At 69.0% G+C, this 23,987-nt stretch carries 24 protein-coding genes and 1 pseudogene; 18 read left to right on the top strand and 7 right to left on the bottom strand.

Annotated features, from left to right (window positions below; genetic code table 11):
* Positions 1-259 precede the first annotated feature (259 nt).
* Positions 260-1,495 (top strand): cytochrome-c peroxidase, encoded by a 1,236-nt coding sequence (locus POL25_RS28465; RefSeq protein ID WP_272089379.1) that lies wholly within the window; start codon positions 260-262, stop codon positions 1,493-1,495.
* Positions 1,496-1,734: 239 nt separating this feature from the next.
* Positions 1,735-3,420, top strand: coding sequence for a right-handed parallel beta-helix repeat-containing protein (locus POL25_RS28460; protein WP_272089378.1), 1,686 nt, complete (start codon positions 1,735-1,737; stop codon positions 3,418-3,420).
* Between the two features lie 219 nt (positions 3,421-3,639).
* Here the strand turns inward: POL25_RS28460 and POL25_RS45015 are convergent.
* Positions 3,640-3,819, bottom strand: a pseudogene (locus POL25_RS45015) (sigma factor); the annotation flags it as partial.
* Positions 3,820-3,960: 141 nt separating this feature from the next.
* Positions 3,961-4,083, bottom strand: a complete 123-nt coding sequence (locus POL25_RS28455) for a hypothetical protein (RefSeq protein ID WP_272089377.1) — start codon at positions 4,081-4,083, stop codon at positions 3,961-3,963.
* 341 nt (positions 4,084-4,424) lie between these two features.
* Between POL25_RS28455 and POL25_RS44555 the strand changes: the two genes are divergently transcribed.
* The 14 genes from POL25_RS44555 (at position 4,425) to POL25_RS28385 (ending at position 17,050) form a co-directional block, all read left to right on the top strand.
* Complete coding sequence (locus POL25_RS44555) at positions 4,425-5,564, top strand: 4Fe-4S dicluster domain-containing protein (protein WP_373372131.1); 1,140 nt, start codon at positions 4,425-4,427, stop codon at positions 5,562-5,564.
* A 10-nt stretch (positions 5,565-5,574) separates the two neighbouring features.
* Positions 5,575-6,057 carry a cyclic nucleotide-binding domain-containing protein gene (locus tag POL25_RS28445; protein ID WP_272089375.1) on the top strand — a complete coding sequence of 161 codons (483 nt, stop codon included), beginning with the start codon at positions 5,575-5,577 and terminating at the stop codon, positions 6,055-6,057.
* Complete coding sequence (locus POL25_RS28440) at positions 6,054-6,896, top strand: FAD/NAD(P)-binding protein (RefSeq protein WP_272089374.1); 843 nt, start codon at positions 6,054-6,056, stop codon at positions 6,894-6,896. The genes POL25_RS28445 and POL25_RS28440 overlap by 4 nt, the downstream gene beginning before the upstream one ends.
* Before the next feature lies 1 nt (position 6,897).
* Positions 6,898-7,677: an NADH-quinone oxidoreductase subunit B family protein gene (locus tag POL25_RS28435; protein ID WP_272089373.1), complete on the top strand. Its 780-nt coding sequence runs from the start codon at positions 6,898-6,900 to the stop codon at positions 7,675-7,677.
* Positions 7,667-8,962, top strand: coding sequence for a Ni/Fe hydrogenase subunit alpha (locus POL25_RS28430; protein WP_272089372.1), 1,296 nt, complete (start codon positions 7,667-7,669; stop codon positions 8,960-8,962). The genes POL25_RS28435 and POL25_RS28430 overlap by 11 nt, the downstream gene beginning before the upstream one ends.
* On the top strand, positions 8,959-9,462 hold the full coding sequence (locus POL25_RS28425; RefSeq protein ID WP_272089371.1) for a hydrogenase maturation protease: 504 nt from the start codon (positions 8,959-8,961) through the stop codon (positions 9,460-9,462). Before POL25_RS28430 ends, POL25_RS28425 begins: the two co-directional genes overlap by 4 nt.
* Positions 9,429-9,770, top strand: a complete 342-nt coding sequence (locus tag POL25_RS28420) for a hydrogenase maturation nickel metallochaperone HypA/HybF (RefSeq protein WP_272089370.1) — start codon at positions 9,429-9,431, stop codon at positions 9,768-9,770. Before POL25_RS28425 ends, POL25_RS28420 begins: the two co-directional genes overlap by 34 nt.
* The gene (locus POL25_RS28415) at positions 9,767-9,922 is read left to right on the top strand and encodes an acylphosphatase (protein ID WP_272089369.1); all 156 of its coding nucleotides are present in this window, start codon (positions 9,767-9,769) and stop codon (positions 9,920-9,922) included. Before POL25_RS28420 ends, POL25_RS28415 begins: the two co-directional genes overlap by 4 nt.
* Positions 9,874-12,033 carry a carbamoyltransferase HypF gene (gene hypF / locus POL25_RS28410; RefSeq protein WP_272089368.1) on the top strand — a complete coding sequence of 720 codons (2,160 nt, stop codon included), beginning with the start codon at positions 9,874-9,876 and terminating at the stop codon, positions 12,031-12,033. Before POL25_RS28415 ends, hypF begins: the two co-directional genes overlap by 49 nt.
* A gap of 1 nt (position 12,034) precedes the next feature.
* Positions 12,035-12,256, top strand: coding sequence for a HypC/HybG/HupF family hydrogenase formation chaperone (locus POL25_RS28405; RefSeq protein ID WP_272089367.1), 222 nt, complete (start codon positions 12,035-12,037; stop codon positions 12,254-12,256).
* Complete coding sequence (gene hypD, locus POL25_RS28400; RefSeq protein WP_272089366.1) at positions 12,253-13,356, top strand: hydrogenase formation protein HypD; 1,104 nt, start codon at positions 12,253-12,255, stop codon at positions 13,354-13,356. The genes POL25_RS28405 and hypD overlap by 4 nt, the downstream gene beginning before the upstream one ends.
* The gene (hypE, locus tag POL25_RS28395; protein WP_272089365.1) at positions 13,346-14,401 is read left to right on the top strand and encodes a hydrogenase expression/formation protein HypE; all 1,056 of its coding nucleotides are present in this window, start codon (positions 13,346-13,348) and stop codon (positions 14,399-14,401) included. The genes hypD and hypE overlap by 11 nt, the downstream gene beginning before the upstream one ends.
* A gap of 366 nt (positions 14,402-14,767) precedes the next feature.
* The gene (locus tag POL25_RS28390; RefSeq protein ID WP_272089364.1) at positions 14,768-15,145 is read left to right on the top strand and encodes a response regulator; all 378 of its coding nucleotides are present in this window, start codon (positions 14,768-14,770) and stop codon (positions 15,143-15,145) included.
* Between the two features lie 816 nt (positions 15,146-15,961).
* Entirely contained in the window at positions 15,962-17,050 is a 1,089-nt protein-coding gene (locus tag POL25_RS28385; protein WP_272089363.1) for a hypothetical protein, read from the top strand.
* A gap of 59 nt (positions 17,051-17,109) precedes the next feature.
* Here the strand turns inward: POL25_RS28385 and POL25_RS28380 are convergent, their stop codons facing one another.
* Genes POL25_RS28380 through POL25_RS28365 form a run of 4 tightly spaced genes read right to left on the bottom strand, consistent with a single transcriptional unit; the run spans position 17,110 to position 21,709 of the window.
* Positions 17,110-18,783 carry a hypothetical protein gene (locus POL25_RS28380; RefSeq protein WP_272089362.1) on the bottom strand — a complete coding sequence of 558 codons (1,674 nt, stop codon included), beginning with the start codon at positions 18,781-18,783 and terminating at the stop codon, positions 17,110-17,112.
* 15 nt (positions 18,784-18,798) lie between these two features.
* Entirely contained in the window at positions 18,799-19,614 is an 816-nt protein-coding gene (locus POL25_RS28375; RefSeq protein ID WP_272089361.1) for a hypothetical protein, read from the bottom strand.
* A 2-nt stretch (positions 19,615-19,616) separates the two neighbouring features.
* On the bottom strand, positions 19,617-20,981 hold the full coding sequence (locus POL25_RS28370; protein WP_272089360.1) for a serine/threonine-protein kinase: 1,365 nt from the start codon (positions 20,979-20,981) through the stop codon (positions 19,617-19,619).
* A 23-nt stretch (positions 20,982-21,004) separates the two neighbouring features.
* Positions 21,005-21,709 carry a sigma factor-like helix-turn-helix DNA-binding protein gene (locus tag POL25_RS28365; RefSeq protein ID WP_272089359.1) on the bottom strand — a complete coding sequence of 235 codons (705 nt, stop codon included), beginning with the start codon at positions 21,707-21,709 and terminating at the stop codon, positions 21,005-21,007.
* Between the two features lie 282 nt (positions 21,710-21,991).
* Here POL25_RS28365 and POL25_RS28360 point away from each other — a divergent pair, with 282 nt between their 5' ends.
* Together POL25_RS28360 and POL25_RS28355 are read left to right on the top strand one after the other, a co-directional pair.
* The gene (locus tag POL25_RS28360; protein WP_272089358.1) at positions 21,992-22,342 is read left to right on the top strand and encodes a hypothetical protein; all 351 of its coding nucleotides are present in this window, start codon (positions 21,992-21,994) and stop codon (positions 22,340-22,342) included.
* Between the two features lie 291 nt (positions 22,343-22,633).
* Complete coding sequence (locus POL25_RS28355) at positions 22,634-23,104, top strand: hypothetical protein (RefSeq protein WP_272089357.1); 471 nt, start codon at positions 22,634-22,636, stop codon at positions 23,102-23,104.
* A gap of 10 nt (positions 23,105-23,114) precedes the next feature.
* On the opposite strand, the gene POL25_RS28350 is transcribed toward POL25_RS28355, so the two are convergent.
* Positions 23,115-23,549 carry a hypothetical protein gene (locus tag POL25_RS28350; protein ID WP_272089356.1) on the bottom strand — a complete coding sequence of 145 codons (435 nt, stop codon included), beginning with the start codon at positions 23,547-23,549 and terminating at the stop codon, positions 23,115-23,117.
* Between the last annotated feature and the right edge of the window lie 438 nt (positions 23,550-23,987).

Here is a 23,987-nt window from a genome sequence, read left to right as displayed (position 1 = left end):
CGCCTCCGCACCCCGCTCGCGACGAAGTGACCGTCGCCCACCCACCCGCGCGCGGCGGCGGACCCCGCGCACGGTTCTTCCGCGCCGCGGTCGACCTGGCGAGCAGGTCCGCGGCTGGACCTGTCCCATCGCACTGGCGCCCGTCGTTCGCACGTCCCTCGATTGACATGCGGGGCCCGGGCGGTACCCCGGAGAGGACGCAGCCCATCCGGTAGCTGTCGCACCCCCGTGCGCTCGGTGGGCGTCGAAGGATGTTCGAATGAGAAGCCTAACTCTCACCGGGACGGTCGCATTGGGCGTGCTGGTCGTCGCCGCCAGCACGGTCGTCTTCGCCGATCCGCCCAGAACCGGACGCGGCGCGCCCGGGGCCGGGCTCAGCGCCAAGGAGCAACTGGGAAAGTTGCTCTTCTTCGACGAGAGGTTGTCCGCCCGCGGCAATCAGGACTGCAGTGACTGCCATGGCCTGGAAGTGGGCTGGACTGGGCCGATCGAGGCCATCGACATGCACGGTGCCGTCTACGAGGGATCGGTGGCCGGTCGCTTCGGCGCCCGCAAACCACCGAGCAGCGCGTACGCGTCGTTCAGTCCGATCCTTCACCGCGACAAGAAGAACGGCGAGTTCGTCGGCGGTGCCTTCTGGGACGGTCGCGCCACCGGCGAGAAGCTCGGCAACCCGGCAGCCGACCAAGCGCAAGGCCCGTTCCTCAACCCGCTCGAACAAGCCCTGCCGGACGCGGCCGCGGTGGTGAAGCGAGTATGCAGCCCGCACTCGGGCTATTCGCTGCTGCTGCGCCAGGTCTGGGGCCAGGGCATCTGCGACGACGTCGACGCGGCGTTCGCCGCCATCGCGCGGTCGATCGAGCGCTACGAAGCATCGCGGGAGATGAGCGCCTTCAGCTCGCGGTTCGACGCGTACCTCGCAGGCGAGGCAGCGCTCGACGACCAGGAGCTCCGCGGCCTCGCCCTGTTTCGCGGCAAGGCCGGCTGCGACACCTGCCACGCGATCGTGAGCGACGGCAATGTGCCGCCGCTGTTCACCGACTTCACGTACGCGAACCTCGGGGCGCCGAAGAACCCGGAGAATCCGTTCTACACCCAGCCGCCCGCCGTCAACCCGCTCGGCGCGGCGTTCGTCGATCTCGGGCTCGGCAGCTTCCTCGCCACGCGGCCCGAATACGCCAGCTTGGCGGCCGAGAACAACGGCAAACACAAGGTCCCGACCCTGCGCAACGTCGACAAGCGGCCCTACGGGTCGTTCGTCAAGGCCTACGGGCACAACGGCTATTTCAAGAGCCTCGAGGAGATGGTCCATTTCTACAACACGCGCGCCGTCCTCCCGACGTGCGCGCCGGGGGATCCAGGGGAGAAGCGCACGTGCTGGCCGGCACCTGAAGTGGCGGACAATCTCGAGACCGCCAAGGTCGGCAACCTCGGGCTCACGACCGCAGAGGAGCGCGACATCGTCGCCTTTCTCGGCACGCTGTCCGATCGGTAGGACCGCCGTTACACCACGAGGCGCGGCGCCGCACGTCTTCGTCGGCCCGCGCGTCGAATCTCGCATCCATGCGAGTCATAATTGCGCGGATGCGAGTATGAGACCGCGCAATCTCGCCGCCGCTCCGCGAGAGCGCCGGCACGACTCCCGTCGCCGCGATGTTTGGGAGCACTCACGATACATGCCCGCGTCGACCCCGCCCTGTGCAGGGCCGGGGTCCGCGTGACATCGTGCGCCCCATGCACCGACTCGCTGACTTTCATGAGTGGCGCTCCTTCCTGATCGTGACCGCGCTGGGCATCGGCCCGGCGTGCGGCGGCGTCGGCGGAGACAGCTCCGCCTCCGGTGAGACCAGCTCCACCGCCGCGACCACCGACGACGCGACCGGCTCGACCTCGGACGCGACGACCCCCGGCGACCCCGGCACGACCACCACCGAGGCTCCCAGCACGTCGACCGGCCCCACGCCGACCAGCACCTCGCTCACCGGCGACCCAACCACCGATGATTCGCTCACCGGCGATTCCACCACCGAGGGCGTAGACGACACCACGGGCGCCACCACGGAGACCACCACGGACACCACCACGGACACCACGGGCACCACCACGGGCGCCACCACCGACACCACGGGCACCACCACGGACACCACGGGCACCACCACGGGCGCCACCACCGACACCACCACCGACACCACGGGCACCACCACGGGCGCCACCACTGACGGCACCACCGACACCACCGGCACAACGACCGGCGGCTCGAGCAGCGACGGCAGCACCACCGACGGCGGCGGCGACGCGAACGTGCTCTACGTCCACCCTGACGGCCTGAACAGCAATCCCGGCACCGCAGACCTGCCGCTGCGCACCATCCAGTGGGCCATCGACCAGGCCGCGCAGCTCGGCACCATCGACACGATCCGCGTCGCCGAGGGCGAGTACACGATCGACTACTCCAACGGCGACCACATCGTGATTGTCGACGGCATCTCGCTGTACGGCGGCTACCGGGCTGACTGGGGCGAGCGAGATCCCTCTCAACACGTCACCAAGATCGTCGACGCCTCGCTCGTCACGCTCTCCTCGTCCGCGACCGATCCCCACCGGGCGATCGAGGTCCCCACCGGCGTGCAGGCGGGCACCGTGATCGACGGCTTTCACGTCGGCGTCGCCCGCGGCACCTATCGCGCGGCCGTCTTCGTCCGGGGGGACGCGACGATCAGCAACAACGTCCTCGAGCCGATCGTCGCCATCCCCGATATCCAGGCCTACGGCCTCCGCGTCGTCGACGGGCACCCGACCGTCGTCGCCAACCGCTTCCGCTTCCAGAGCCCCAAGGCCACCGGCGGCGCGCGAGCCATCCACGCCTCGGCCTCGAACGGCGCATTCGTGGCCAACGTGCTCGACCTGTCCAACGTGCCAGGCGGCGCGTTCGCCATCCAGCTCAGCGGCGGCGCCTCGAAGGTGCTGGGCAACAGCATCTACCTCAACGGCGGCGGCCCCGCGCGCGGGCTCTACCTCGATCAGTCGGCCCAGCCGATCGTCGACAACAACCTGATCGAAGGCAAGCACGACGACGTGGTCGCGTGCATCCAGTCCATGAGCGGCACGTCCGTCCCGAGCCACGCGCGCAACAACGTCTTCAACTGCGACGAGGTGCTGCGGGGCTCCAACCCCTCCCGGCAGTGGACGACGGTGGTGCAGTTCGAGAACGGCCTGGGCGCGAACGCCTCGGCCAATCTCAAGCTGCCGGACGTCCTCGTCGGCCCCGAAGACGACCTGCTCCTCGACGCCCAGTCCCCCTGCACGGTGACGAAGGGCGGCCGCGACATCACCGCCTACGCGCCGGCGGACCTCCGCGGCCTGCCCCGCACGCTGCCGCTCAGCATCGGCGCCCACGAGTGGGACGGCGCCTGCCAGTGATGTCTCCGTCGAACCCGAGCAGCCGGGAATGGCCAGGAGAAGGTCGGCGGCGTCCGCAGATGTCTTGCGTCCGAGGGCGAACGCCGGCGCGACTCCACGCCCCGCGGAATCATCGGGCCCTACGCGCTCGGACGGGGATCGGTGGGCGGAGGGGTCGTCCGCGGCGGGCTCGTCGGCAGCTTCGAGAGACGCCAGCGGGTGCCGCAGGGCCGCGCGCTGGTGGTCGACGATGGCGCTCCGGGCGACCTGGTACACCCACGGCCCGAAACGATCCTCGTCACGGAGGTGGGGCAAGCTCTTCTGCATGCGCAAGAAAATGTCCTGGAGGACATCTTCGGCGTCGGCCCGGCGACGCGGCGCGCGACGAACGGACGGAGCTTGCGTTCTAGCTCCCGCCACGCGCCGCGCATCTCCAACGTGATCATGTCGAGTGACCTCCGGGCCGGTCGGGTTGGACGCCTGGTCGCGTCCCGACGATCACCATGTCAGAGCCGTTGCAGCGCCGCAATGCCCCGGACACTGCCGCGACGCTGCGGCCAATCATGCCGGGACCTTCACGTTGGCGGACTGAGCCCCGCGCAAGCCGAGGTAGACGTGCAGGAGACCGAGGACGATCGCGCCCGGCACCAGGTCGATGGCGAGCGCGGCGCTGAACCCCGGCATCGGCGTATGGAGCACCGTGGGGCCGTCGAGCGTCCATGCGGAGGCGGGTCGAGCAGTGGTCGACCTCGTCGTAGAGCGGTGAGAACGGGCGGACGTGGGTTCGAGAGTGTGGAGCGCCGGTCGTCCGGGTGGTCGCTGGCGCGAGCCGCACTGGGGCCACCACGGGTTACTTCGCTGTGGCGCGTCCCGCGGCAGACTGTGGTTCGCCCGCGCGGGCTCCTGGCTTGTGGGCGGGCGAATCGTCGAATCGGTGCGATCGCCGTCGGACCTGCTCGACGCGGGACGGCATTCTCGCATCGTTCATCGGTCCATGGCCGGCCGCAGGCCGCGCCGGAGCGAGCATGGTGCATCCGAGACCCGACATCAATGCGAGCGTCCTGCTCCTTCGTGACGGACTCGCGTCTCTCCTTCAGCATCTGCGCGATGATGGTTATCTCGTCGTGGGGCCGACCGTCCGTGACGGCGCGATCGTCCACGACCAGCTGCGCGGCATCGAGGACCTTCCAGTAGGCGTCGGCGACGAGCAAGCGCCCGGCCGTTACCGGCTGCGCCGTCGCGCCGACCAGGCGCTGTTCGGCTATGCGGTCGGTCCGCAGTCCCACAAGCGCGAGTTCTTTCCGCCCTCGATCCGGCTCTTCCAGCTGCGGAGGGGCGCGGGCGGCCCGGTGTTGACGCCCGAGCCCCCGATCGACCGGAAGCTCGCGCTGATCGGCGTTCGCTCGTGCGAGCTGCAGGCGATCGCGGTTCAAGATCGGGTGTTCGTCGGGGGACATCATGTCGACGCCGACTATGCGTCGCGTCGGCGCGGCGTGTTCGTCGTGGCTGTCAATTGCGGAGAGCCGAGCGGCACCTGCTTCTGCGCGTCGATGGGCACAGGGCCACGGGCGAGCGGCGGCTTCGATCTCGCGCTGACGGAGCTCCTGAGCGGCGGCCCGCACCGCTTCGTGGTCGAGGTCGGATCGGCGGCGGGTGCCGACCTCCTCGCTCGCGTCGAGCACGCGCCGGCGAGCGAGGCTGACCACGCGGCCGCGTCCGCCGTCACCGCCGCTGCGACCGCGAACATGGGTCGGCACATGGACACGCGCGACATCAAGTCGCTCTTCTACGCCAACCAGGAGCACCCCAGATGGGCACAGGTGGCCGAACGCTGCCTCGGCTGTACCAACTGCACGCTCGTGTGCCCGACTTGCTTCTGCAGCACGACGGTCGATACGACGGATCTCGCTGGCGCGACGGCGACGCGGGAGCGCCGGTGGGACTCTTGCTTCACGCTCGATCACTCGTACGTACACGGAGGCAGCGTGCGGCCGTCGCTGCGGGCGCGGTACCGTCAATGGCTCACCCACAAGCTCGCCAGCTGGATCGATCAATACGGAACCTCGGGCTGCGTCGGGTGCGGCCGCTGCATCACCTGGTGCCCGGTCGGGATCGACATCACCGAAGAAGCCGCGGCGCTCCGCGCGGACGTGCCGGTCGCATGACGGGAGCCCGATGGACGATCTGGCCCGGCTCCTCGCTGCCCACCCGTTCCTCGACGGCCTGGGTCGAGCGCACCACGCGGTTTTGGTCGGTTGCACGAAGAACGTGCGCTTCCAGCCCGGACAGTTCCTTCTCCGCGAGGGCGAAGAGGCCAGGACGTTCTACCTCCTGCGCGCCGGTCGTGCCTCTCTCGAGGTCCACGTCCCCGGGCGCGGCGCGGTACGGGTCGAAACGGTCGGCGCCGGCGATGTGCTCGGCCTCTCGTGGACCAGGCTCGACGGCGCCGATCCCTCACTACCGCCGCGCGTGCACCTCGACGCGCGCGCGCTCGATCCGGTCGTGGCCCTCGCGCTCGACGGGGCGTGCCTCTACCGCAAGATGGAGGCCGATCACGAGCTCGGATACGTGTTGATGAAGCGTCTGCTCGCCCTGACCTACCATCGGCTCGAGCGCGTGCGACTCCAGCGGCTCGACGTCTACAAGGCCTCGCCATGACCACGCCGATCCCGCTGTTCGACCCCATGGTCCCGGCGTTCGCCCGCATCAGCCGGGTGGACCGCGAGCTGCCCGACGTGTTCACCTGGCACCTCGCGGCGCCCTCAGGCGCGGGCTTCTCGTTCGCGCCCGGGCAATTCAACATGCTCTACGCCTTCGGCGCGGGCGAGGTGCCGATCTCGATCAGCGGCGACCCGAACCGACCCGAGGAGCTGGTCCACACGATCCGGGCGGTGGGCGCGGTGACGCGGGCCATGCAGGGCCTCCGCAAGGGCGATACCATCGGCGTCCGCGGCCCGTTCGGCAGCGCGTGGCCCCTGGCCGAGGCCCGCGACCAGGACTTGCTGTTCGTCGCGGGCGGCCTCGGCGTCGCGCCGCTGCGCCCCGCGATCCTCCACGCGCTCGCGGCCCGGAGCCTGTATCGCCGAGTGATCGTGCTGGCCGGGTTCCGCTCGCCGGCCGACTTCATCTTCCGCAAGGAGCTGGAGCGCTGGCGCAGCCGGTTCGACGTGACCGTGGAGGTCACCGTCGATCGGGCCGACACATCGTTCAGGGGCACGGTGGCGGTGGTGCCGGCGCTGATCGCCGAGGTCGAGCTCGACCCCGCGGCGACGGTCGCGCTGCTCTGCGGCCCCGAGGTGATGATGCGCTTCGCGGTCCGTGAGCTCGAGCGCCGCGGCGTGCCGCACGAGCGGATCCACGTGTCCATGGAGCGGAGCATGAAGTGCGGCGTCGGCTTCTGCGGCCATTGTCAGTACGGCCCCACGTTCGTGTGCAAGGACGGCCCCGTCTACCGCTTCGATCGCATCGAGCGCCTGTTCTACGTGAGGGAGATCTGAAATGCCGAGGAAGCGACGCCCCAAGCTGGCGGTGTGGAAGTTCGCCTCCTGCGACGGCTGCCAGCTCACGCTCCTCGATTGCGAGGATGAGCTCCTGGCGATCGCCGACGCGCTGCAGATCGCCTATTTCCGGGAGGCGACCAGCGCGGACGTGGGCGGCCCCTACGAAGTATCGCTGGTCGAGGGGTCGATCACGACGGCCGACGACGCCGAGCGCATCCGGCGAGTGCGGGCCGTCTCGCGGTCCCTCGTGACCATCGGCGCGTGCGCCACGGCCGGCGGGATCCAGGCGCTGCGCAACTTCCGGGATCACGCGGAGATGCTGCGCGTGGTGTACGCGCGGCCTGACTACATCGACTCGCTCACCACCTCGACCGCGATCGCCGAACACGTGCCCGTCGACTTCGAACTGCGAGGCTGTCCGATCGACAAGCGGCAGCTGCTCGAGGTGCTGAGCGCATACCTCCACGGCCGTCGGCCCGCGATCGCCTCGCACAGCACCTGCGTCGAGTGCAAGATGCGCGGCACCGTCTGCGTCATGGTGGCCCACGGTACCCCCTGCATGGGACCGGTGACCCATGCCGGCTGCGGCGCCCTCTGCCCGAGCTACATCCGCGGCTGTTACGGCTGCTACGGCCCCGCCGAGGCGCCCAACACCGCCGCGCTGGCCCGCGGCTTCGTGCAGATGGGCGTGAGCGAAGGCGGCGTGCGTCGGTATTTCCACACCTTCAACGCCAACGCCGGACCGTTCCGCCAGGAGGGGCTGTCGCATGGCGACTAGGACCATCAAGGTCGATTATCTCGCCCGCGTCGAGGGAGAGGGCGCGCTCTTCATCCGCCTCCGCGGCGAGACGGCCGAAGAGGTGCAGCTGCGGATCTTCGAGCCGCCGCGCTTCTTCGAGGCGCTCCTGCGTGGTCGCGCGCAGCTCGAAGCGCCCGACATCACGTCCCGGATCTGCGGCATCTGCCCGGTCGCATACCAGATGAGCGCCTGTCATGCGATCGAGGCCGCGCACGGCCTGCGCGTCGAGCCCGCGGTGCGGGCCCTCCGGCGCCTGCTCTACTGCGGTGAGTGGATCGAGAGCCACCTCTTGCACATGGTGATGCTGCACACCCCCGATTTCCTCGGCTTTCCCGACGCGCTCACCATGGCGAAGTCCCACCCGGACGAGGTCAAGCGCGGACTGCGGATGAAGAAAGCAGGGAACGCGATCATGACCCTGCTGGGTGGCCGCGAGATCCACCCGATCAACATCAAGGTCGGAGGCTTCTACCGCGCCCCGTCGCGCTCCGAGTTGCTGGCGCTGCTCCCCGAGCTCGAGTGGGGCCTCGACGCTGCCGAGGCTCTCCTGCGCTGGACAGCCGGCTTCTCCTACCCCGATTTCCGCAGGGAGTATGAATTCGTCGCCCTTCGTCATCCCGACGAGTACCCCATGAACGAGGGGCGCATCGTCTCCAGCGCGGGCCTCGACATCGCGGCGCACGAGTACGACGCCCACTTCACGGAAGAGCACGTCCAGCACTCGAGCGCGCTGCAGTCACAGCGCAACGGCCGCGGCGCCTACCTCTGCGGCCCTCTCTCGCGCTTCAACCTCAACTTCGACCGGCTGTCGCCGCGAGCCCGAGCCGCGGCCGAGGACGTCGGCTTCGTCCCGCCATGCACGAATCCTTTCAAGAGCATCCTGGCGCGCGCTGTGGAGACGATCCAGGCGTTTGACGAGGCGGCGCGGCTCGTGCGCTCGTACGACCCTCCGACGGTGGCCTCGGAGGACGTCCCATGTGCGCCCGGGCTGGGCCATGGGTGCACCGAGGCGCCGCGCGGCATTCTTTACCACCGCTATTCAATCGGTGACGACGGTCTCATCACGGACGCGAAGATCGTCCCGCCGACCTCGCAGAATCAGCGCTGCATCGAAGACGATCTGCGGGCGATGGCGCCGGTGTTAGCAGGGCTGTCCCACAAGGCCGCGACCGCGCGGGCGGAGCAGGCGATCCGGAATCATGATCCCTGCATCTCCTGCGCGGCGCACTTCCTTACCCTGCGGATCGAGCAGGTGGAGGCATGAGCGCGCGGGTGATCGGCGTGGGGCAACGCCTCGCGGGCGACGACGGGGTGGGGATCCGGGTGGCGGAGCGGCTGCGAAGTCTGGACCTCGACGACGTTCAGGTCGACTTCGTCGCCAGCACCACGGAGCTGATCGCGCGCCTCACGGGCGTTGATCGCGTGATCGTGGTCGACGCCGTCCTCGGTTCCGGAGCATTGGGGCACCTCCATGTCGCTACGCCGGAGGACTTCGACGCGCAGCAACTGGTGGCGATCTCGACGCACGGACTCGACCTTCCCGCCGCGGTCGCGCTGGCGCGCGCCCTGTACCCGGAGTCCGTGGCGCCCGAGATCCAGATCGTCGGCCTCGAGATCGAGCGGCCGGAGAGGCTCGCTGAGGAGCTCTCGCTGACGGCGGCGGCAGCCGTGGAAGCCGCGGTGCGGGCCGTGGTGGCCATGCTGGGAGAGAACACGTCCGGAGGGCACGAATGCACGAGTCATCCATCGCCAGGCAAATTTTGACCGCCGCGATCGAGCAGGCCCGTGTGGCCGGCGCCAGACATGTGAGCGCCGTCCGCGGGTGGGTCGCCGAAACAGAGTCGCTGTCGGCAGACAGCGTGGCCTTCCACTTCGAGGCCTGCGCCCGCGGCACGCTGGCCGAGGGCGCGCGGCTCGTGCTCTCGGTCTCGCGCATCGAGGCTCGTTGCGGGGACTGTGACCTCGTCTACGAACCCGAGCACCACGTGCTCCTGTGCCCCCGGTGCGAGAGCACCGAGGCGGTGCTGGCCCGCGAGCCCGGTCTCGGCGTCGAATCCATCGAGGTCGAATGAACCTCGGCGCTCAGCGGCTCTCGATCGCCCTGCGGGGCGTCCTGCAAGCGGTAGGTTTTCGTCCGTTCGTCTGTCGCCTGGCGGGGCAGATGGGGCTGTCGGGGTGGGTCCGCAACGAGGCCGACGGCGTGCAGCTCGAGGTGAAGCCCTGAGGCGACGACCGCCCCCAGGCGCGCGCGTCGTCACGCTCGTCAGCCGACAGGTCGAACTGCGCGGCAGCTCGGACTTCCAGATCCTCGCCAGCCGGGTGGGGGACGCCTCCGGGGTCGCGTTGCCGCCTGACAGTGCTCCGTGCGACGAATGTGCGCGCGAGATCGCCACGCCCGGCGAGCGCCGCTACCGCTACCCCTTCACCAATTGCACGATTTGCGGACCTCGGTGGTCGGTGATCGAGGCCCTCCCCTACGACCGCACGCGCACGACACTGCGCTCGTTCACGCTCTGCGACGATTGCGCGCGAGAGTACGAGGATTCCTCGGATCGACGGTTCCACGCGCAGCCGATCGCCTGCCCGCAATGCGGACCCAGGCTCGCGGCGCTCGACGCGATGGGCAGGACGAGCGCGGCGGAGGAGGGCGCGCTGGCGGCCGCGGTGCAGTTCCTCCGCGATGGGCAGGTGTGTGCAGTGAAAGGTGTCGGCGGTTACCAGCTCCTCGTGGACGCGACGAGCTCGTCGGCGGTGGCGCGGCTCCGACGTCGCAAAGGACGCGAGGAGAAGCCGTTCGCGGTGATGTTCCCCTCGCTCGCCACGCTCCGTCGCGACTGCGACGTGGCGGACGACGAGCTCCACGCGCTCCTGTCGCCCGCGGCGCCGATCGTGCTGGTGCGGCGATCGAGGCTCTCCTCGCTCGCGGCCGAGGTCGCCCCGAACAACCCTCGCGTCGGCGCCATGCTCGCCGCTTCGCCGCTCCACCGGCTGCTGCTCTCCGACGTCGGCGGTCCGCTGGTGTGTACGAGCGGCAACCTCTCGAGCGAGCCGATCTGCATCGACGACGCGGAGGCCCGCGAGCGTCTCGGCGCGGTCGCCGATCTGTTCCTCGCACACGACCGGCCGATCGCCCGCCCGCTCGACGATTCGGTCGTCCGCATCGGGCCCAACGGGCTCGAGATCCTGAGACGGGCACGAGGCTTCGTGCCGCGCTCGTTCCTTCGCACGGAGGACGGACCCCCCGTGCTTTGCCTCGGCGGCCACCTCAAGTCCACGATCACGCTCGCAGTGGGTCGCGAGGTCGTGGTCAGCCAACACCTCGGCGACCTCGACTGCGAATCGGCGAGAGCGCTGCTCGGACGCACAGCCCGCGACCTGCTCCGCTTCCTGCACGGCCGCCTCGAGGTCATCGCCTGCGACCTGCACCCCGACTACGCCTCCACGCGCCTCGCCGAGGTGCTCGCTGCGGAGCACGAAGTCCCGCTCGAGCGAGTGCAGCACCATCACGCGCACGTGGCCGCTTGTGCCGCCGAGCACAGCCTCCAGGGTCCGTTGCTCGGCCTGGCGTGGGACGGGAGCGGCTACGGGGAGGACGGCGATCTCTGGGGCGGCGAGGCGCTCGTGTGTGATGGGGCGCGGGCGCTTCGCTTCGCGCACCTGCGCTCGTTCAGGCTGCCGGGCGGCGACGCGGCGATCCGCGACGGCCGTCGCGCCGCCGCCGGCGCGCTTCATGCGATAGGCGAGGCGGGCTTCTCCGCCATCGCTGCCGCCTGGTTTTCTCCGTGCGAGCTCGCGGTGCTCGATGCGATGCTGGAGCGCGGCCTCAACGCGCCACGCACGACCAGCGTGGGCCGGCTGTTTGACGTCGTGGCTGCGCTCGCCGGCGTGCGCGAGCAATCGAGTTTTGAGGGCCAAGCGGCCATGGAGCTCGAGTACGTCGCAGAGGACGTCGAGGACGCAGAGCCCTACCCCCTTGTGTTGCGCGGCTCGGCGCCGATCGTCGTCGACTGGGAGCCTTTGGTGCTGGAGGTCGTGGCGGATCGACGCCGAGGCGTGCCCGTGGCGGTCGTGAGCGCTCGCTTCCACGAAGCGCTGGCATGGCTGGCGGCTGAGCTCGCCCGTAGAGCAGCCATCCCCGCAGTGGCGCTCGCGGGCGGCTGCTTCCAGAACCTCCGCCTCGCCACGTCGACGCGGAGGCGCCTCGAGAGGGCCGGATTCACGGTTTACTCCCCGTCGCTGGCGCCGCCGAACGATGGGGGTCTGTCGCTCGGACAGTCGTGGGTGGTGACGCATCGGTGGCAGGAGCGAAGTCATGTGTCTCGGAGTACCCGGTGAAGTGTTGAGCATCGCCAGCGACGAGCTGCGGATGGGGCGCGTCTCCTTCGGCGGCGTGGTCAAGGAGGTGAGCCTCGTGTACGCCCCCGAAGCCGCCGAGGGTGACTTCGTGATCGTGCACGCGGGGTTCGCTATCGGCCTCATTGATGCAGCAGCTGCGGCACGCGTATTCGCGTACCTGGACGCGCTCGGCGAGGTCCTACCCGAGGAGCCGCACCCGTGAAATACGTCGACGAGTACAGGAGCGGCGCGGAGGCGCGACGTTTCATCGCTGCCATCCGGCGCGTCGTAACGCGCCCGTGGTCGATCATGGAGGTGTGCGGTGGGCAGACCCACGCGATCGTTCGCTTCGGAATCGAGGAGCTGCTGCCGCCCGAGGTCTCGCTGCTGCACGGTCCGGGATGTCCAGTGTGCGTGACTCCGTGCGAGATCCTCGATCAGGCGCTGGCGCTGGCGGGTCGGCCCGAGGTGACGTTTTGTTCCTACGGTGACATGCTGCGCGTGCCGGGCTCCGACGGCGACTTGTTCACCGTCAAGGCGAAGGGCGGCGACGTGCGGGTGGTCTACTCCGCGCTGGACGCCCTCGCGCTGGCGCGGCAAAACCCCGCGCGAGAGGTCGTGTTCCTGGCCGTGGGGTTCGAGACGACCGCGCCTGCGCACGCCATGGCCGCGCACCGGGCCCGGATCGATCGGGTGCGAAATTTCTCGCTCCTGGTCTCGCACGTCCTCGTCCCCCCCGCGCTCGCAGCGATCCTGAGCGCCTCCGATCGGCGCGTCGACGGGTTCCTCGCCGCGGGCCACGTCTGCACGATCATGGGTACCGACGAGTACGAGCGGTTGGCCCGCGATTACGGCGTGCCGATCGTCGTGACCGGCTTCGAGCCGCTCGACCTCTTGCAGGGGATCCACATGTGCCTGCGCCAGCTCGAGGAGGGGCGCGCCGTGGTCACCAACCAGTACGAGCGTGCGGTCGGCCCGCGCGGGAACGAGGCGGCGCGGCGTCTGTTGCACGAAGTCTTCGAGGTCGTGCCTCGTCGCTGGCGCGGCCTGGGCGAGCTCCCGGCGAGCGGGCTGGCGCTTCGGCCCTCGTTCGCCGCGTTCGACGCCACGCTGCGGTTCGGCATGTCGGCTGGCGCCGCCGCGGAGCCGGCAGAGTGCATCAGCGGGCTCGTGCTTCAGGGCCGCAAGAGGCCCACCGACTGCCCGGCGTTCGGCACACGTTGCACGCCGGATTCACCGGTAGGTGCGACCATGGTGTCGGCCGAGGGCGCCTGCGCGGCCTACTTCCGGTACCGACCTCGGAGCGCGCGCGATGTCGTCTGACCGGGAAAGGCTGGCCTCCGCCTGCCCGACGCAGCACCCGCCGTCCACGGTGCAGTTGGCCCACGGCGGCGGCGGACGACGCATGCGCCAGCTCATCGAGGGCGTGTTCTTGCCGGCCTTCGCCAATCCGACGCTGCTCGCGCGTCACGACAGCGCTGTCGTCGATGTCGTCCCCGACGTCACTTCCCGAGGGCGGGTCGCGCTGACGACCGATAGCTACGTGGTCAAGCCTCTCTTCTTTCCGGGCGGCGACATCGGTCGCCTCGCGGTCTTCGGCACGGTCAACGACCTGGCGATGGCGGGAGCCCGGCCCCTCCATCTCACGGCGGCGTTCATCCTCGAGGAGGGCCTCGCGCTCGCAGCGCTCCGGCGCATCGTCGAATCGATGCGTGACGCCGCCACCGAGGCGGGCGTGGCGATCGTGACAGGGGATACGAAGGTCGTCGATCGCGGCAAGGGGGACGGCGTGTTCATCACCACCACGGGGGTCGGGCTCGTCCCTCCGGGCGTCGACATCGGACCTCACCGCGTGCAGCCCGGAGATGCGGTGCTCGTGAGCGGCGATCTCGGGCGGCACGGGATCGCGGTGCTGTCGGTCCGCGAGGGGCTCGCGTTCGCGTCCCCGATCGAGAGCGACTGCGCGGCGCTGGCGAGCTGCGTGGCCGCCTTGCTCGCCGCGGGCGTGACGCTGCACTGTCTCCGCGACCTCACCCGCGGCGGGCTGGCCGCGGCGCTGAACGAGATCGCCATGGACGCGAATGTCGGCGTGCTCCTCGACGAGCCGGCGATCCCCGTCAGCGAGCCCGTGCGCGGCGCGTGCGAGTTGCTCGGCCTCGATCCGCTCCACGTGGCCTGTGAGGGTCGAATGACGCTGATGGTCCCGGCAGCGTCCGTGGAGCGAGCGCTTGCGACGCTCGGGTCAGGCGCCGCGCGCATCGGCCAGGTGGTCGAAGCTCATCCGCGCGTGGTGGTCTTGAAGACCGGCCTCGGCGGCAGCCACACGCTCGACCTGCTCGCGGGGGAGCAGCTCCCACGCATCTGTTGACCGCGCCCGAGTGAACTTGCGCCTGGGCAAGAGAAGGGCCACGAGGGAGGGTGACACGCTCGCCGGACGCTCCGCCGAACGGCGTCGGGAGCTCGGCCTGCTCGTCAGCCAGGGAATTTCCGATACGTCCGCGTGCGTGGTCACGCAGCTCCCGAGCGACGCGCCGCCCTCTGGCCGCGCAGCCTCGAGCGGTCGCGGCATGCGGCGAGCAGAGGACGTATGCGCGCGACGCCCGCGCTCGAACGAACGGGCGTGGTCGCGGTGGGGCGCACCACGACACTCGCCGTCGGATTCTGTTGAGGCCGCTTCGCCAAACATCGTGTGTACTATGTTGCGCGAGGTTCTACGCCCTGCGATGCTCAGGCCATGCGGCGGATCTTGGTCGTGGAGGACGATCCCGACGTGCGCGAGCTCCTTGGCCGGCTCTTGCAATTCCAAGGGTTCAAGGTCGCCACGGCGGCGAACGGTATCGAGGCCCTCGCGCAACTGCGCGCCGATTTGATGCCGGGGGGGGCTGGAGCACCGCTGGTCATTCTCCTGGATCTCAGGATGCCGCTCATGAGCGGATGGGAGTTTCGGGCTGCGCAACTATCAGAGCCGACGATGGCCCCCATCCCGGTGATCATCATGTCGGGCTCGGTGGACAGGGATGCGGACTTGGTGGCAGGGATGGGGGCTGACGCGGTTCTTCGCAAGCCGGTCCTGTTGGAGCGGCTGATGGCCGAGTTCCGTCGCTACCGCTGAACCATGAGGCCGTGTGTCAGAGAGGCGCGGCCTGCAGCAAGAGCGATCCCCAGCCTCGTCGGCTGCGAGTCCGGCGCAGAAGGAGCCATGCACAACAATGATGTCCATCGCTCCCACGATTTCTCTGACCCGAACCCGAGTTCACTGACCCGTCCACCTGGTCGAGGGTCTCGAATTTGCTATGAGCTTCTGCCAGTTCAAGATCCGCACCGGCATGAGGTAGAGCTCTCTTCAATTGCGCTTCGACATCAGCCTGACTCGGCCGGGTATTCGATTTCGAATGATGCCGCATCAGTGCGCAGAGGACCTGAGCATGGGCTCCGGCGTAGCACATCAACGCGTGCTGCAAAATCGGTGGTTCTTCTGCATACATAAACGCAACACGCCCCCCTGATCCAACCCGAGAAAGCACACTCACGTACCTGGGAATAAACTTGAAGTCTGCATGACGTTGCGCGAGCACGACTCCGACTACGAAGTGACCGGCCTCGTGATCGCAGCGTTCCAGGATATCGTCTCGCTCTGAGGTTCCGGGCATCGCGGTTGGTCCATCGACCAAGCCACTCATGGTGGAGCAGGTCAAGCAATCCTGGAAGCAGGCGGGGCCTGCACCGGTGTCGCAATCGCCCCGGGTGGTTGGCCATTGGTAGGCCCGGTCCATGCGGCGCGACCGCGAGCATCCTGGCCCGAATCGCACGCTCGACGCCAACTTCACCCTGCTGCGGGCGGCGAAGCGGCCAACCCCACCCAGGAGGGAGTTGCGCCCGCGCTCACGCTCTCGACTTCGCGCGTTGGCCGCGCTACGCTGCGGAGGTCATGCGCCGTCTCGTGCTCGCTGCCGCCGCCGTCTTCGCCTGCAACAACGGCGACGGGCAGAACTCGGGGTTCAGCACGAGCATCACGACGGCGCCGCCGGCGACGACTTCCACCGGCGCCGAGACCACGTCGACCTCGACGACGGGCGGGTCGAGCACTTCGGGTGAGGACTCGGCTGCGGCGAGCTCGACCGGCAACTCCGACAGCTCCGCGGGCGGCATCCCGGACGGAGGTGTGCCGCCCGACGGGGGCGACAAGCCGCCGGCGGGCTGCAAGGGCAAGATCGACTTCATGTTCACGATCAGCTCCGACTGGACGATGGAGGACGCGCAGGGCTGGTTGAAGTCGAGCTTCCCGGGCTTCATCGGCACGCTCGAGGGCGAGTTCGCGGACTTCGACTACCACATCCTGTCGGCGAACACGTCCCCGCTGTGGGGCCATCCCATCCTCTGCGCCAACTGCGAGGACTTCTGCCCCGAGGTGCCCAAGTACCCCTGCGGGGTCGAGCACGAGCCATGTGACGAGATCCGCGGCGCGGGCGTCACGTATCCGATCGGCGAGCACGCGAGCAACAAGCGGTGCGACCTCGCCAGCGGCCGTCGCTACATCACGTCCGGCCAGCCCGAACTCGAAGACGCGTTCACCTGCATCGCCTCGGTGGGCATCGACGGCGCAGCCAACGTCGCCGAGGTCACGGTGAAAGCCGTGGCGAGCGAGCTCAACAGCGTGGGTAGCTGCAACGCGGGATTCCTCCGCGATGATGCCCTGCTCGTCGTCGTGGTCGTCCAGGACACGGCGGACGAGAACAGTGAAGGCACGGCGCAGGACTGGGCAAACGCGCTGGTCGATGCCAAGGGGGGCGACGCGGATGCGGTGGTGCTGCTCGTCATCACGAACGACATCGACGACCCGGACGGACTGTGCGGCTACGCGGGGATTCCCCCCGGTTTCCACGAACTCCGGAACTGGACCGAGCTGCTGCCTCACTCGGTGTTCGGCTCGATATGCAACGAGCAGGGCTACGCGGGCTACTTCGCGGAGGCCGCGGCGAAGATCAAGACCCAGTGCGACGTGTTCGTCCCGCAGTGAGTCGTGCACACGGGTCCTCGAGTCGCAGAGAGGACCCGCCAGCCGCGAGAGCACAGCGGTCAGGGGTAGAGGCGCATGGCAAAGGCTCGTGGCTGCAGGTCGGCGAACTCGCCGCCGACGACGGACACGTGGCCCCACGGACCGATGGCGAGGTCCGCGGCCTCGTCGGGCCCCTTGCCTGGCCCGCTGCGGATGACATCCCACGTGTGAGCACCGAGCGGGCCCGGGATGGCGAAGATCCACGCATCCGCGTCCGTCGCCGGCGTGGTGCGCGAGCCCGCGAGGACGAGCTTGCCTTCGCGGTCCTCGCCGATCGCGTAGGCGATCGCGTCGCTCCCTGGCGTGGCCTCGGTCCGTACCGGACCAGCCTCACCGACGGGAGAGAACCACCGCGTCTGCACCTGGCGGATGGTGTTCAGGTTTCGGCCCCAGCCCGTGACGGCGAAGCCTCCGTCGCGTAGCGGCGTCACGGCCATCCCAGCGTCCTCCTCCAGCAGTTCACCGGGGGAGGTCCACTCGTCGAGCAACTCGTTGTCGAGAGAGAAACGCAGCACGACCGTGCGACGGTAGAGCCAGTTGAACTTCCCCTGGATCTCGCGTTCGCCGACCACGACCAGTTCTCCGTCGACGATCGCCGCCGCGCGAGCGAGTTCGTCGTACGCGTTGATCTTGTCATCTTGCGCAGCCATGGCGAAGGTCCTCTCGTCGAGCAATTCGCCGTCGTGGGCCGCGAGCCACCAGACCTTGAGGTCATGGGTGCCGGGAGCGATCTCGATGGCCCCGACGACGATCACGCGGTCGCCCGCGAACTCGATGCCGAAGGCCTTGGTCTTCAGCTCACCCGTCGCCGTCCACACCAGCGGCAGCGGATCGCCGGTCCGCACCTTGGACACGGCCCACGTCGAGCCCGCGCGCGTCGAGGCCACGTAGACGGCGCCGTCGTCCCCGCGGGCGATCGCCGGCCCGCTGCCTGCGGCCGCGAACGCGACCTTGCCGAGGGAGATCGGTCCTTTCTCGACCTTGCCTGTCGCACCGTCGAGCTGGACCACGATCGCCACGAGACCCTCCTTCGTCTCGAGGAAGCCGCACGCCGCGATCGACTGGTTGTCGAGCAGCACCACGCCGGTGAAGCCGCTGATCGATCCGGCGTGCACGTAGGGCGGCCACACGTCGGTTCCTCCCGGCGCAACGTCGATGAGCAGGTCCTTCTCCGCCTGGTCGCTCACGCCGTCCTCGGTGTGGCCGACGGCGCGGATCTTGCGAATGCCATCACCGGGGATCTGGTCGGAAGTCACCTCGAGCATGGTGACCGGCGCCTTGGGGGCCGCTCCGAGCACGATCGGCTTGTCGCCGTCGAAGATGTCGATCGTCGCCACCGGCCGCGACGTCCACACGTCGATCTTCACCTCGCCGACGGTACTCACCGACGACGGGTTCAAGAACAGCTCGACATCGAGGGGGAGGGGTTGAGCGTCGCCGCTGGTCGTCCCTGTGTCGCTGCCGCTCTCGGTGCCGATCTCGGTCGTCGCGGGAGGCGCCTCGGAAGTCGTGAGGCCGGAGGTCATGCTCGCGGTGGAGTCGGTCGCGATCGTCGTCGTCGAAGTACTCCCACCTGTCTCTTCGGTCAGGAGGTCGACCGCCGCGGTGTAGGCCGCGTACGACGGCGGCTCCAGGGCGCATGCTACGAGCGCGAGCGCGACAAAAATAATGGCCAGACGGGGTCGACAGTTCACGGACAACCTCTTCTCTTAGAAGGAATACACGATTCCTGCCGCGTTGGCGCGGAGTCGCGCAGATGATGATGGGCGTGCCGGAATCAGCGCGAGCGTCAAACCTGTAAGCAGGCTTACACTCCCGATGATCCCGAGCGCCCACGCGGTTGTTCGATCCTCTTTAAAGGATGCACGAGCTGCTGAGGCGACTTCCGATTCGGCTGAGGTCGGCCCTCGGTTCTCGGCGAGCAAGGTCGTCGTGATCGCGGCGATCTTCTCGTCCGTACGATCTCGCCGCACGAGGACGCCGATGGTCCCGCCCACGAGGCTCGCGCCGACGATAGAGAGGAGAGAGCCGGTGACGACGCGGGCGGTCGGGCGTCGCGGCTCGGGGGCTCGCGTCGCCAGTGCCGACACTGGTCCCTCGGGTGTCTGTGCCTGCGCAGGCGTTGTGGTGGGGGCTTCGTCGACCTCGATGGGTTCGCTCGGCGACCCCTCGCCGGCACACCCTGCACCCGCTCTCGCCGCGTCATCGGCCGCGAGCTCGGCCCAGTAGGCCCGCTCGTCGTCGGACAGGTCGTCGCGGTGGAGGACCTCACGCGCGAGGGCCAGCGCGCGGCAGATGTGCGCGTCGCTCGGCGCTGCATCGTGGAGCGCGCGGAGGCTGTCATGCGCGCCGACAAGGGCGTTCGGCGGGTGCACGCCGGGGGCCTCGGCGAGCGCGAGGTACAGGTCGAGCGCAGCTTGCCAATTGCCGTCGTTGAACGCCTTCTGGGCGGCCGCCTTGGACGGCGGTGAGCCCTTCGACGGTGGTGCGAGCAGGCTTACGGCGAGCAGAAGATGGACGAGCATGCTCAGGTCTCCTCGAAGAAGGTGTGCTGCCGCTGGCCCTGGACGACCGTCAGCTTGAAGTGGGCGAGAGCTTCGCGGATGCACCGCGCCTCGGGCGATTCGGACGCCGCGCCCCACACACTCGGCGGTTTGTCGGCGGCGATGGTCACATCGAGGGGACGAGGCTTCGCGTTCGCCTTCATCAGGCATCGGCGCGCGCGCGCCTCGGCATGACGTATGCGACCCTCGAAGGTCTCCGGGAGCTTCGCTGCGGGCTTGCGAGCCGGCTCGACGATCGCCGTCGTCGGTGGCGGAGATTCGCGGTTCGCGGGGGATGGCGCAGCCGATGCAGGGAGCGGCGACGGTGGCGGCGTCGAGATGTCGAGCGCGGGTGAGGTCGTCGGCTGAGAGGACACGACGGCCACGGGCGAGGGCTCGCGCTCGCTCGGCGACGCCAAGCGCCCGATCGCAGCCCCGCCCAGGCCGCCCAGGGCGAGACACAACAGCGATGCCACCCAGGCGCGCGGCGGTGCAGGCGGTGCGGGCGTGGCGGCCCGCGTCTGTTCGGCGAGCGGACCGACGATCCGCCCGCGCACGACCTCCAGGGCCTTTACCAGCTCCGCCATGCTGCGATGGCGGGACAGCGGCTCAGCAACGCCGCGCCGCAGCTCGGTCACCAGCGGCGCGAGCGCCGGCCGAAACTCGGCCTCGTCGATCTCTCCGAAGCGCCGCGCGTCCGAGTCGAACAGCGGTCGGCCCGTGACCAACTCGTAGAGGATGACACAGACCGAGAACACGTCGTTCTGCGGCGAGGTCCCGACCGTGGCGAGCTGCGGGTCGACGTAGTGCTCGTTGCCGAGGCCGCGTACGTCGAGCGTTTGCCAGCGTTCGGCCTCGGCCGTGACGCCCCGCAGGTGCGGCTGCCGGTAGTAGTCCTCGGTGAGGCAGCAGATCCCGAAGTCGAGCAGGCGAACGCGATCGCCCGGCTCGATGATCACGTTGCTGGGCTTCACGTCACGATGGACCACGCCGGCCGCGTGAACCGCCATCAAGACGCGCCCGAGCTCGATCGCCAGCGTGAGCGCGCGGACCGGCTCGACCGGCCCGCGTCGAATGTGGAGCTCGAGCGTCTCGCCCGTGACGACCTCCATCGTGAAGTAGGGTTCGCCGGACTCCGACTCGCCGATGTCGAAGATCGCCGGCACCCCGAGGTGACGAATGCCGGCGAGCGCGCGGTACTCCCGCTTGAACCGCTCGACCATCACGGGCACGACGCGATGCATCCGCTTCAGCGCGACATCACGGTGCCCCAGCACGTCGTGCGCCAGGTGCACCACCGCCATCGCGCCGATGCCGAGCTGGCGCACCGGCTTGAAGCGGCCGAACACGAGGCCCTCCTGCTGCGGGCTCTTCAGCGACATGTCGTCTCCGGGCTGCGGGGCGAAGGCAGGGGCCCCGGCAGCCTGGCGTACAGCCGCTCGGCGTCGGGGCAGATCGTGCGGCTGACGAGCGGGACGTCGCCGTCGAGATCATCGCGGTCGGGCCAGGTGATGAAGCCCCGCTCGAGGGCGATGCCGAGGCGCGTCTCGCAATGGCAGGGATTGGCGGGGTCCATGTGCTCGCAGCGCGGCTCGAGATACGAAGTGAGCTCCCGCCTCGCTCGCCCGACCCCCGTGTGAACGGCGGAAGGGGTCGTGTCCAAGATCTTGGCGACCTCGCCCTCACTGAACCCCAGCACATCGATCAAGATGAAGCCCGCGCGCCGAGCGACGGGTAGGTTGAGCAGCGTGGCCGTGAGACAGGCGCGCTGCAGCTCGCGCTGGAGGACGTGCAGGCGGCGCTTGTCGCGGCCGATCAGGGGATGATCTTCGACGCCGACGCACGTCGGATCGCTGCGGAGCATCGAGTCGAGGTTCTTCTTCGGCGTGTAGCGCTGGCTGTTCAGGAACACCTGAAAGACGGCAGTGAGCTGCGCGGACCGATCGGCTGTCGACAGATTCGCGTCTTTCACCGCGTTCTGACCGCCCTCAGCGGAGCCTGCCATCCAGGCGGCAAAAGACGAGGTGGTGGGATGCGCGAGCGTGCAGGCTTCATCCTGAGTCGAGACGGGCGTCATCGCGTCGAACTTGCCATAACATGCTGCTCACGCGAACCAGTATGTTTCGATTTGCCGAGGCTGGCGCGACCATCGCTGACCTGCGGCGCTCACCCGGATCAGCCGGCATGAGCGCCCCACGGCGCCGTCAGATTTGCTGGGGGAGCTTCGAGACAGTTATGACACCTGCGCCAGGTGCGCCGCCCTTGCGGAGGGCCCTGGACCCCTCCAGAGTAGCGATGTAAAAAATCGCTCTGGAACCAACATGAACCCATGATAGAATGAGAATGAAATAACGGTGAAGTGCACCGCGGCGCCGCGTGCAACGGCGCAACGGCGCGGCTCGCCGCCTGCCCGGAGGATCGTGTGCCGATCGAAGCTTGTATCGTCGCTCTATGCCTGGTCGTCGCCGGCGTCCACTATGGCGACTCTCGTTTGCTGTTCGGAGGTCTCTTCATCGTGGTGGGCACTGCGACGTATTGGGCTGCGTCGCTGATCCTGCAGATCGGCGAGCTCTTGGAGGACAAGCGCCGCCTCGAGGCTCAGGTGCAGGAGGTCGAGAGGGCGTTGGCGCTGGCGCGGGAAGAGCGGGACGCAGCCGTGCGGGCGGTGGCCTCGATCCGAATCGAGGCGGAGGGGTGCGCAGATGCCTGAGCTGTGCGCGTGCGGGCGGTTCGCCGCGATCTGTGACATGCTGCCGAGCAATTCGACCCGGCTCACGGAGACCTGTCGTGCTCGTCAACGAGAGGACCGGGCCCGCCAGGCCGCGGAGCGGCGCAGTGCGCCATGCGAATGCGGTGGCCAGGGCGGCGAGCATGGGCCCGTCTGCCGCATGTACAGGAGCGTGGCGGGCGAGGTGCGGGGCATCGATACGGCGGGCGATGGAGGCGCGAAGCGCCCGCGGGTGATCATTCGTGCTGCCGGCGCTGGGGAGGCCCCAGGTCGATGAACCTCCTCCTCGACGTCGTTGAGCCGGCCGATGACCCCAACCCCGCATGGTGGCGCCAGCGCGCACGGGAGTTCGCCTGTCGATGCGACGACGAAGACCTCGACCGCATCGTCGCCTTTGCGCCCGATACGCCGCTCGGGAGGGCCTACCGGGAGGCGTGTTTCCTCGAGCGCGACGCGCGGCGCATCGCCGACATCTGCAGCGATGCGGAGCTCGACCGAATCCTCGGCCTACCGGATTCACCGGAGCGGGCCGTGTACAAGGGCGCGTGCCTCGTCGAGCTGCGGGCGCGAGGCTTCGCGCGCTCGTGCGACGACGAGTCGCTGCGGCACAACATCGCGGCTGCCTCCTCTGAGCGTCAAGAGAAGGCCAACAGAGACGCCTGCATCGCCGAAGAACTGCGCCGCAGCATCATCGAGGCGTACGACCGCAGGCTCCGCTCGGGCTTTGTCCCCGAGGAAGCCTGAACTCGCCGAGCTACCGAGGCTTGCGCTTCGGCGCCTTGCTCGTCGCTGCGGGCGAAGTCTTGCGCTTCTTGGGTGTCTCGGCTGACGGCGTGACTCTCTGCCTCGGCTGCTCGGCGGCCGTCTTGCGTGTGGTCCGCAGCGGCTTGAGCGGCGGGGCTGACATCGCGCGTCCGCCCGTCTTCTTCGCCCGCTTCTTGCGGGACTCGGGCTCACGAAAATAGGCCTGGAGCCGCTCGGTGTTGTAACCCTGCGCCTTGAGCGCCACGATCTCCTTGACCCGCTCCAGCGCGTCGGTGTGCCAGAGCAGTTGGACTCCCTTGCTCTTGCCGGCGCTGGTCCGGCTCGTCTCGATCCCCGCGAAGAGGCCGAGGCGCCGCCATTCGAGGATCGTGGTCGGGAGGCAGCCGGCGCACTCTGCGAGCGACGCGGTTGTGTGCTGAAACACCAACACGAGGGTCGGTGAAAGCGGGGGCTGGTGGCAAGGGAACATCCTTTCAGGGCGTGGGCTGCGCGTCGGGGAAGAGCCCGACCCCTGTCGGCTACGTTCGGACTGACCGCCGGACGAGTCGACTGCCAGCCCAGGTCATCCGCCTGTCATGATTCGGCTGCTTCATGGATTCCCCGGAGCCACATCTTGCGCTCGCCAGATTCACGGGGCCTCGTCGAACTCGACTGAACTGGCGGGCGAGCATAACGGTCGACCGCCGGCCGGGGTGGCCAACCCCTCCGTCATGGCGCCAGGGCGAACCTCGTGCCACCCTGGTCTGGTACGCCGACGGGATAGCCGCGACAAAGCGGGGTCTACCGCTCATCCGTCGCGCCGATCTCGAGAGGAATTCAGACTGTCCGCATGCGGCGCGAATGCACCGCATGCCGTCGTTCG

Origin of the sequence: Nannocystis bainbridge (genome assembly GCF_028368995.1) — a bacterium.
GTDB classification, from domain to species: domain Bacteria; phylum Myxococcota_A; class Polyangia; order Nannocystales; family Nannocystaceae; genus Nannocystis; species Nannocystis bainbridge.
Note: the sequence above shows the minus strand (reverse complement) of the source record. Positions and strands in the feature narration are given on the sequence as shown.

What these genes read in the sequence shown, in the direction of transcription:
- POL25_RS28465 (WP_272089379.1), top strand. Translation starts at nt 260, where the DNA reads ATGAGAAGCCTAACTCTCACCGGGACGGTCGCATTGGGCGTGCTGGTC.
- POL25_RS28460 (WP_272089378.1), top strand. Translation starts at nt 1,735, where the DNA reads ATGCACCGACTCGCTGACTTTCATGAGTGGCGCTCCTTCCTGATCGTG.
- POL25_RS28455 (WP_272089377.1), bottom strand. Translation starts at nt 4,083, where the DNA reads ATGCCGGGGTTCAGCGCCGCGCTCGCCATCGACCTGGTGCCGGGCGCG.
- POL25_RS44555 (WP_373372131.1), top strand. Translation starts at nt 4,425, where the DNA reads ATGGTGCATCCGAGACCCGACATCAATGCGAGCGTCCTGCTCCTTCGT.
- POL25_RS28445 (WP_272089375.1), top strand. Translation starts at nt 5,575, where the DNA reads ATGGACGATCTGGCCCGGCTCCTCGCTGCCCACCCGTTCCTCGACGGC.
- POL25_RS28440 (WP_272089374.1), top strand. Translation starts at nt 6,054, where the DNA reads ATGACCACGCCGATCCCGCTGTTCGACCCCATGGTCCCGGCGTTCGCC.
- POL25_RS28435 (WP_272089373.1), top strand. Translation starts at nt 6,898, where the DNA reads ATGCCGAGGAAGCGACGCCCCAAGCTGGCGGTGTGGAAGTTCGCCTCC.
- POL25_RS28430 (WP_272089372.1), top strand. Translation starts at nt 7,667, where the DNA reads ATGGCGACTAGGACCATCAAGGTCGATTATCTCGCCCGCGTCGAGGGA.
- POL25_RS28425 (WP_272089371.1), top strand. Translation starts at nt 8,959, where the DNA reads ATGAGCGCGCGGGTGATCGGCGTGGGGCAACGCCTCGCGGGCGACGAC.
- POL25_RS28420 (WP_272089370.1), top strand. Translation starts at nt 9,429, where the DNA reads ATGCACGAGTCATCCATCGCCAGGCAAATTTTGACCGCCGCGATCGAG.
- POL25_RS28415 (WP_272089369.1), top strand. Translation starts at nt 9,767, where the DNA reads ATGAACCTCGGCGCTCAGCGGCTCTCGATCGCCCTGCGGGGCGTCCTG.
- hypE (WP_272089365.1), top strand. Translation starts at nt 13,346, where the DNA reads ATGTCGTCTGACCGGGAAAGGCTGGCCTCCGCCTGCCCGACGCAGCAC.
- POL25_RS28390 (WP_272089364.1), top strand. Translation starts at nt 14,768, where the DNA reads ATGCGGCGGATCTTGGTCGTGGAGGACGATCCCGACGTGCGCGAGCTC.
- POL25_RS28385 (WP_272089363.1), top strand. Translation starts at nt 15,962, where the DNA reads ATGCGCCGTCTCGTGCTCGCTGCCGCCGCCGTCTTCGCCTGCAACAAC.
- POL25_RS28375 (WP_272089361.1), bottom strand. Translation starts at nt 19,614, where the DNA reads ATGCTCGTCCATCTTCTGCTCGCCGTAAGCCTGCTCGCACCACCGTCG.
- POL25_RS28365 (WP_272089359.1), bottom strand. Translation starts at nt 21,709, where the DNA reads ATGACGCCCGTCTCGACTCAGGATGAAGCCTGCACGCTCGCGCATCCC.
- POL25_RS28355 (WP_272089357.1), top strand. Translation starts at nt 22,634, where the DNA reads ATGAACCTCCTCCTCGACGTCGTTGAGCCGGCCGATGACCCCAACCCC.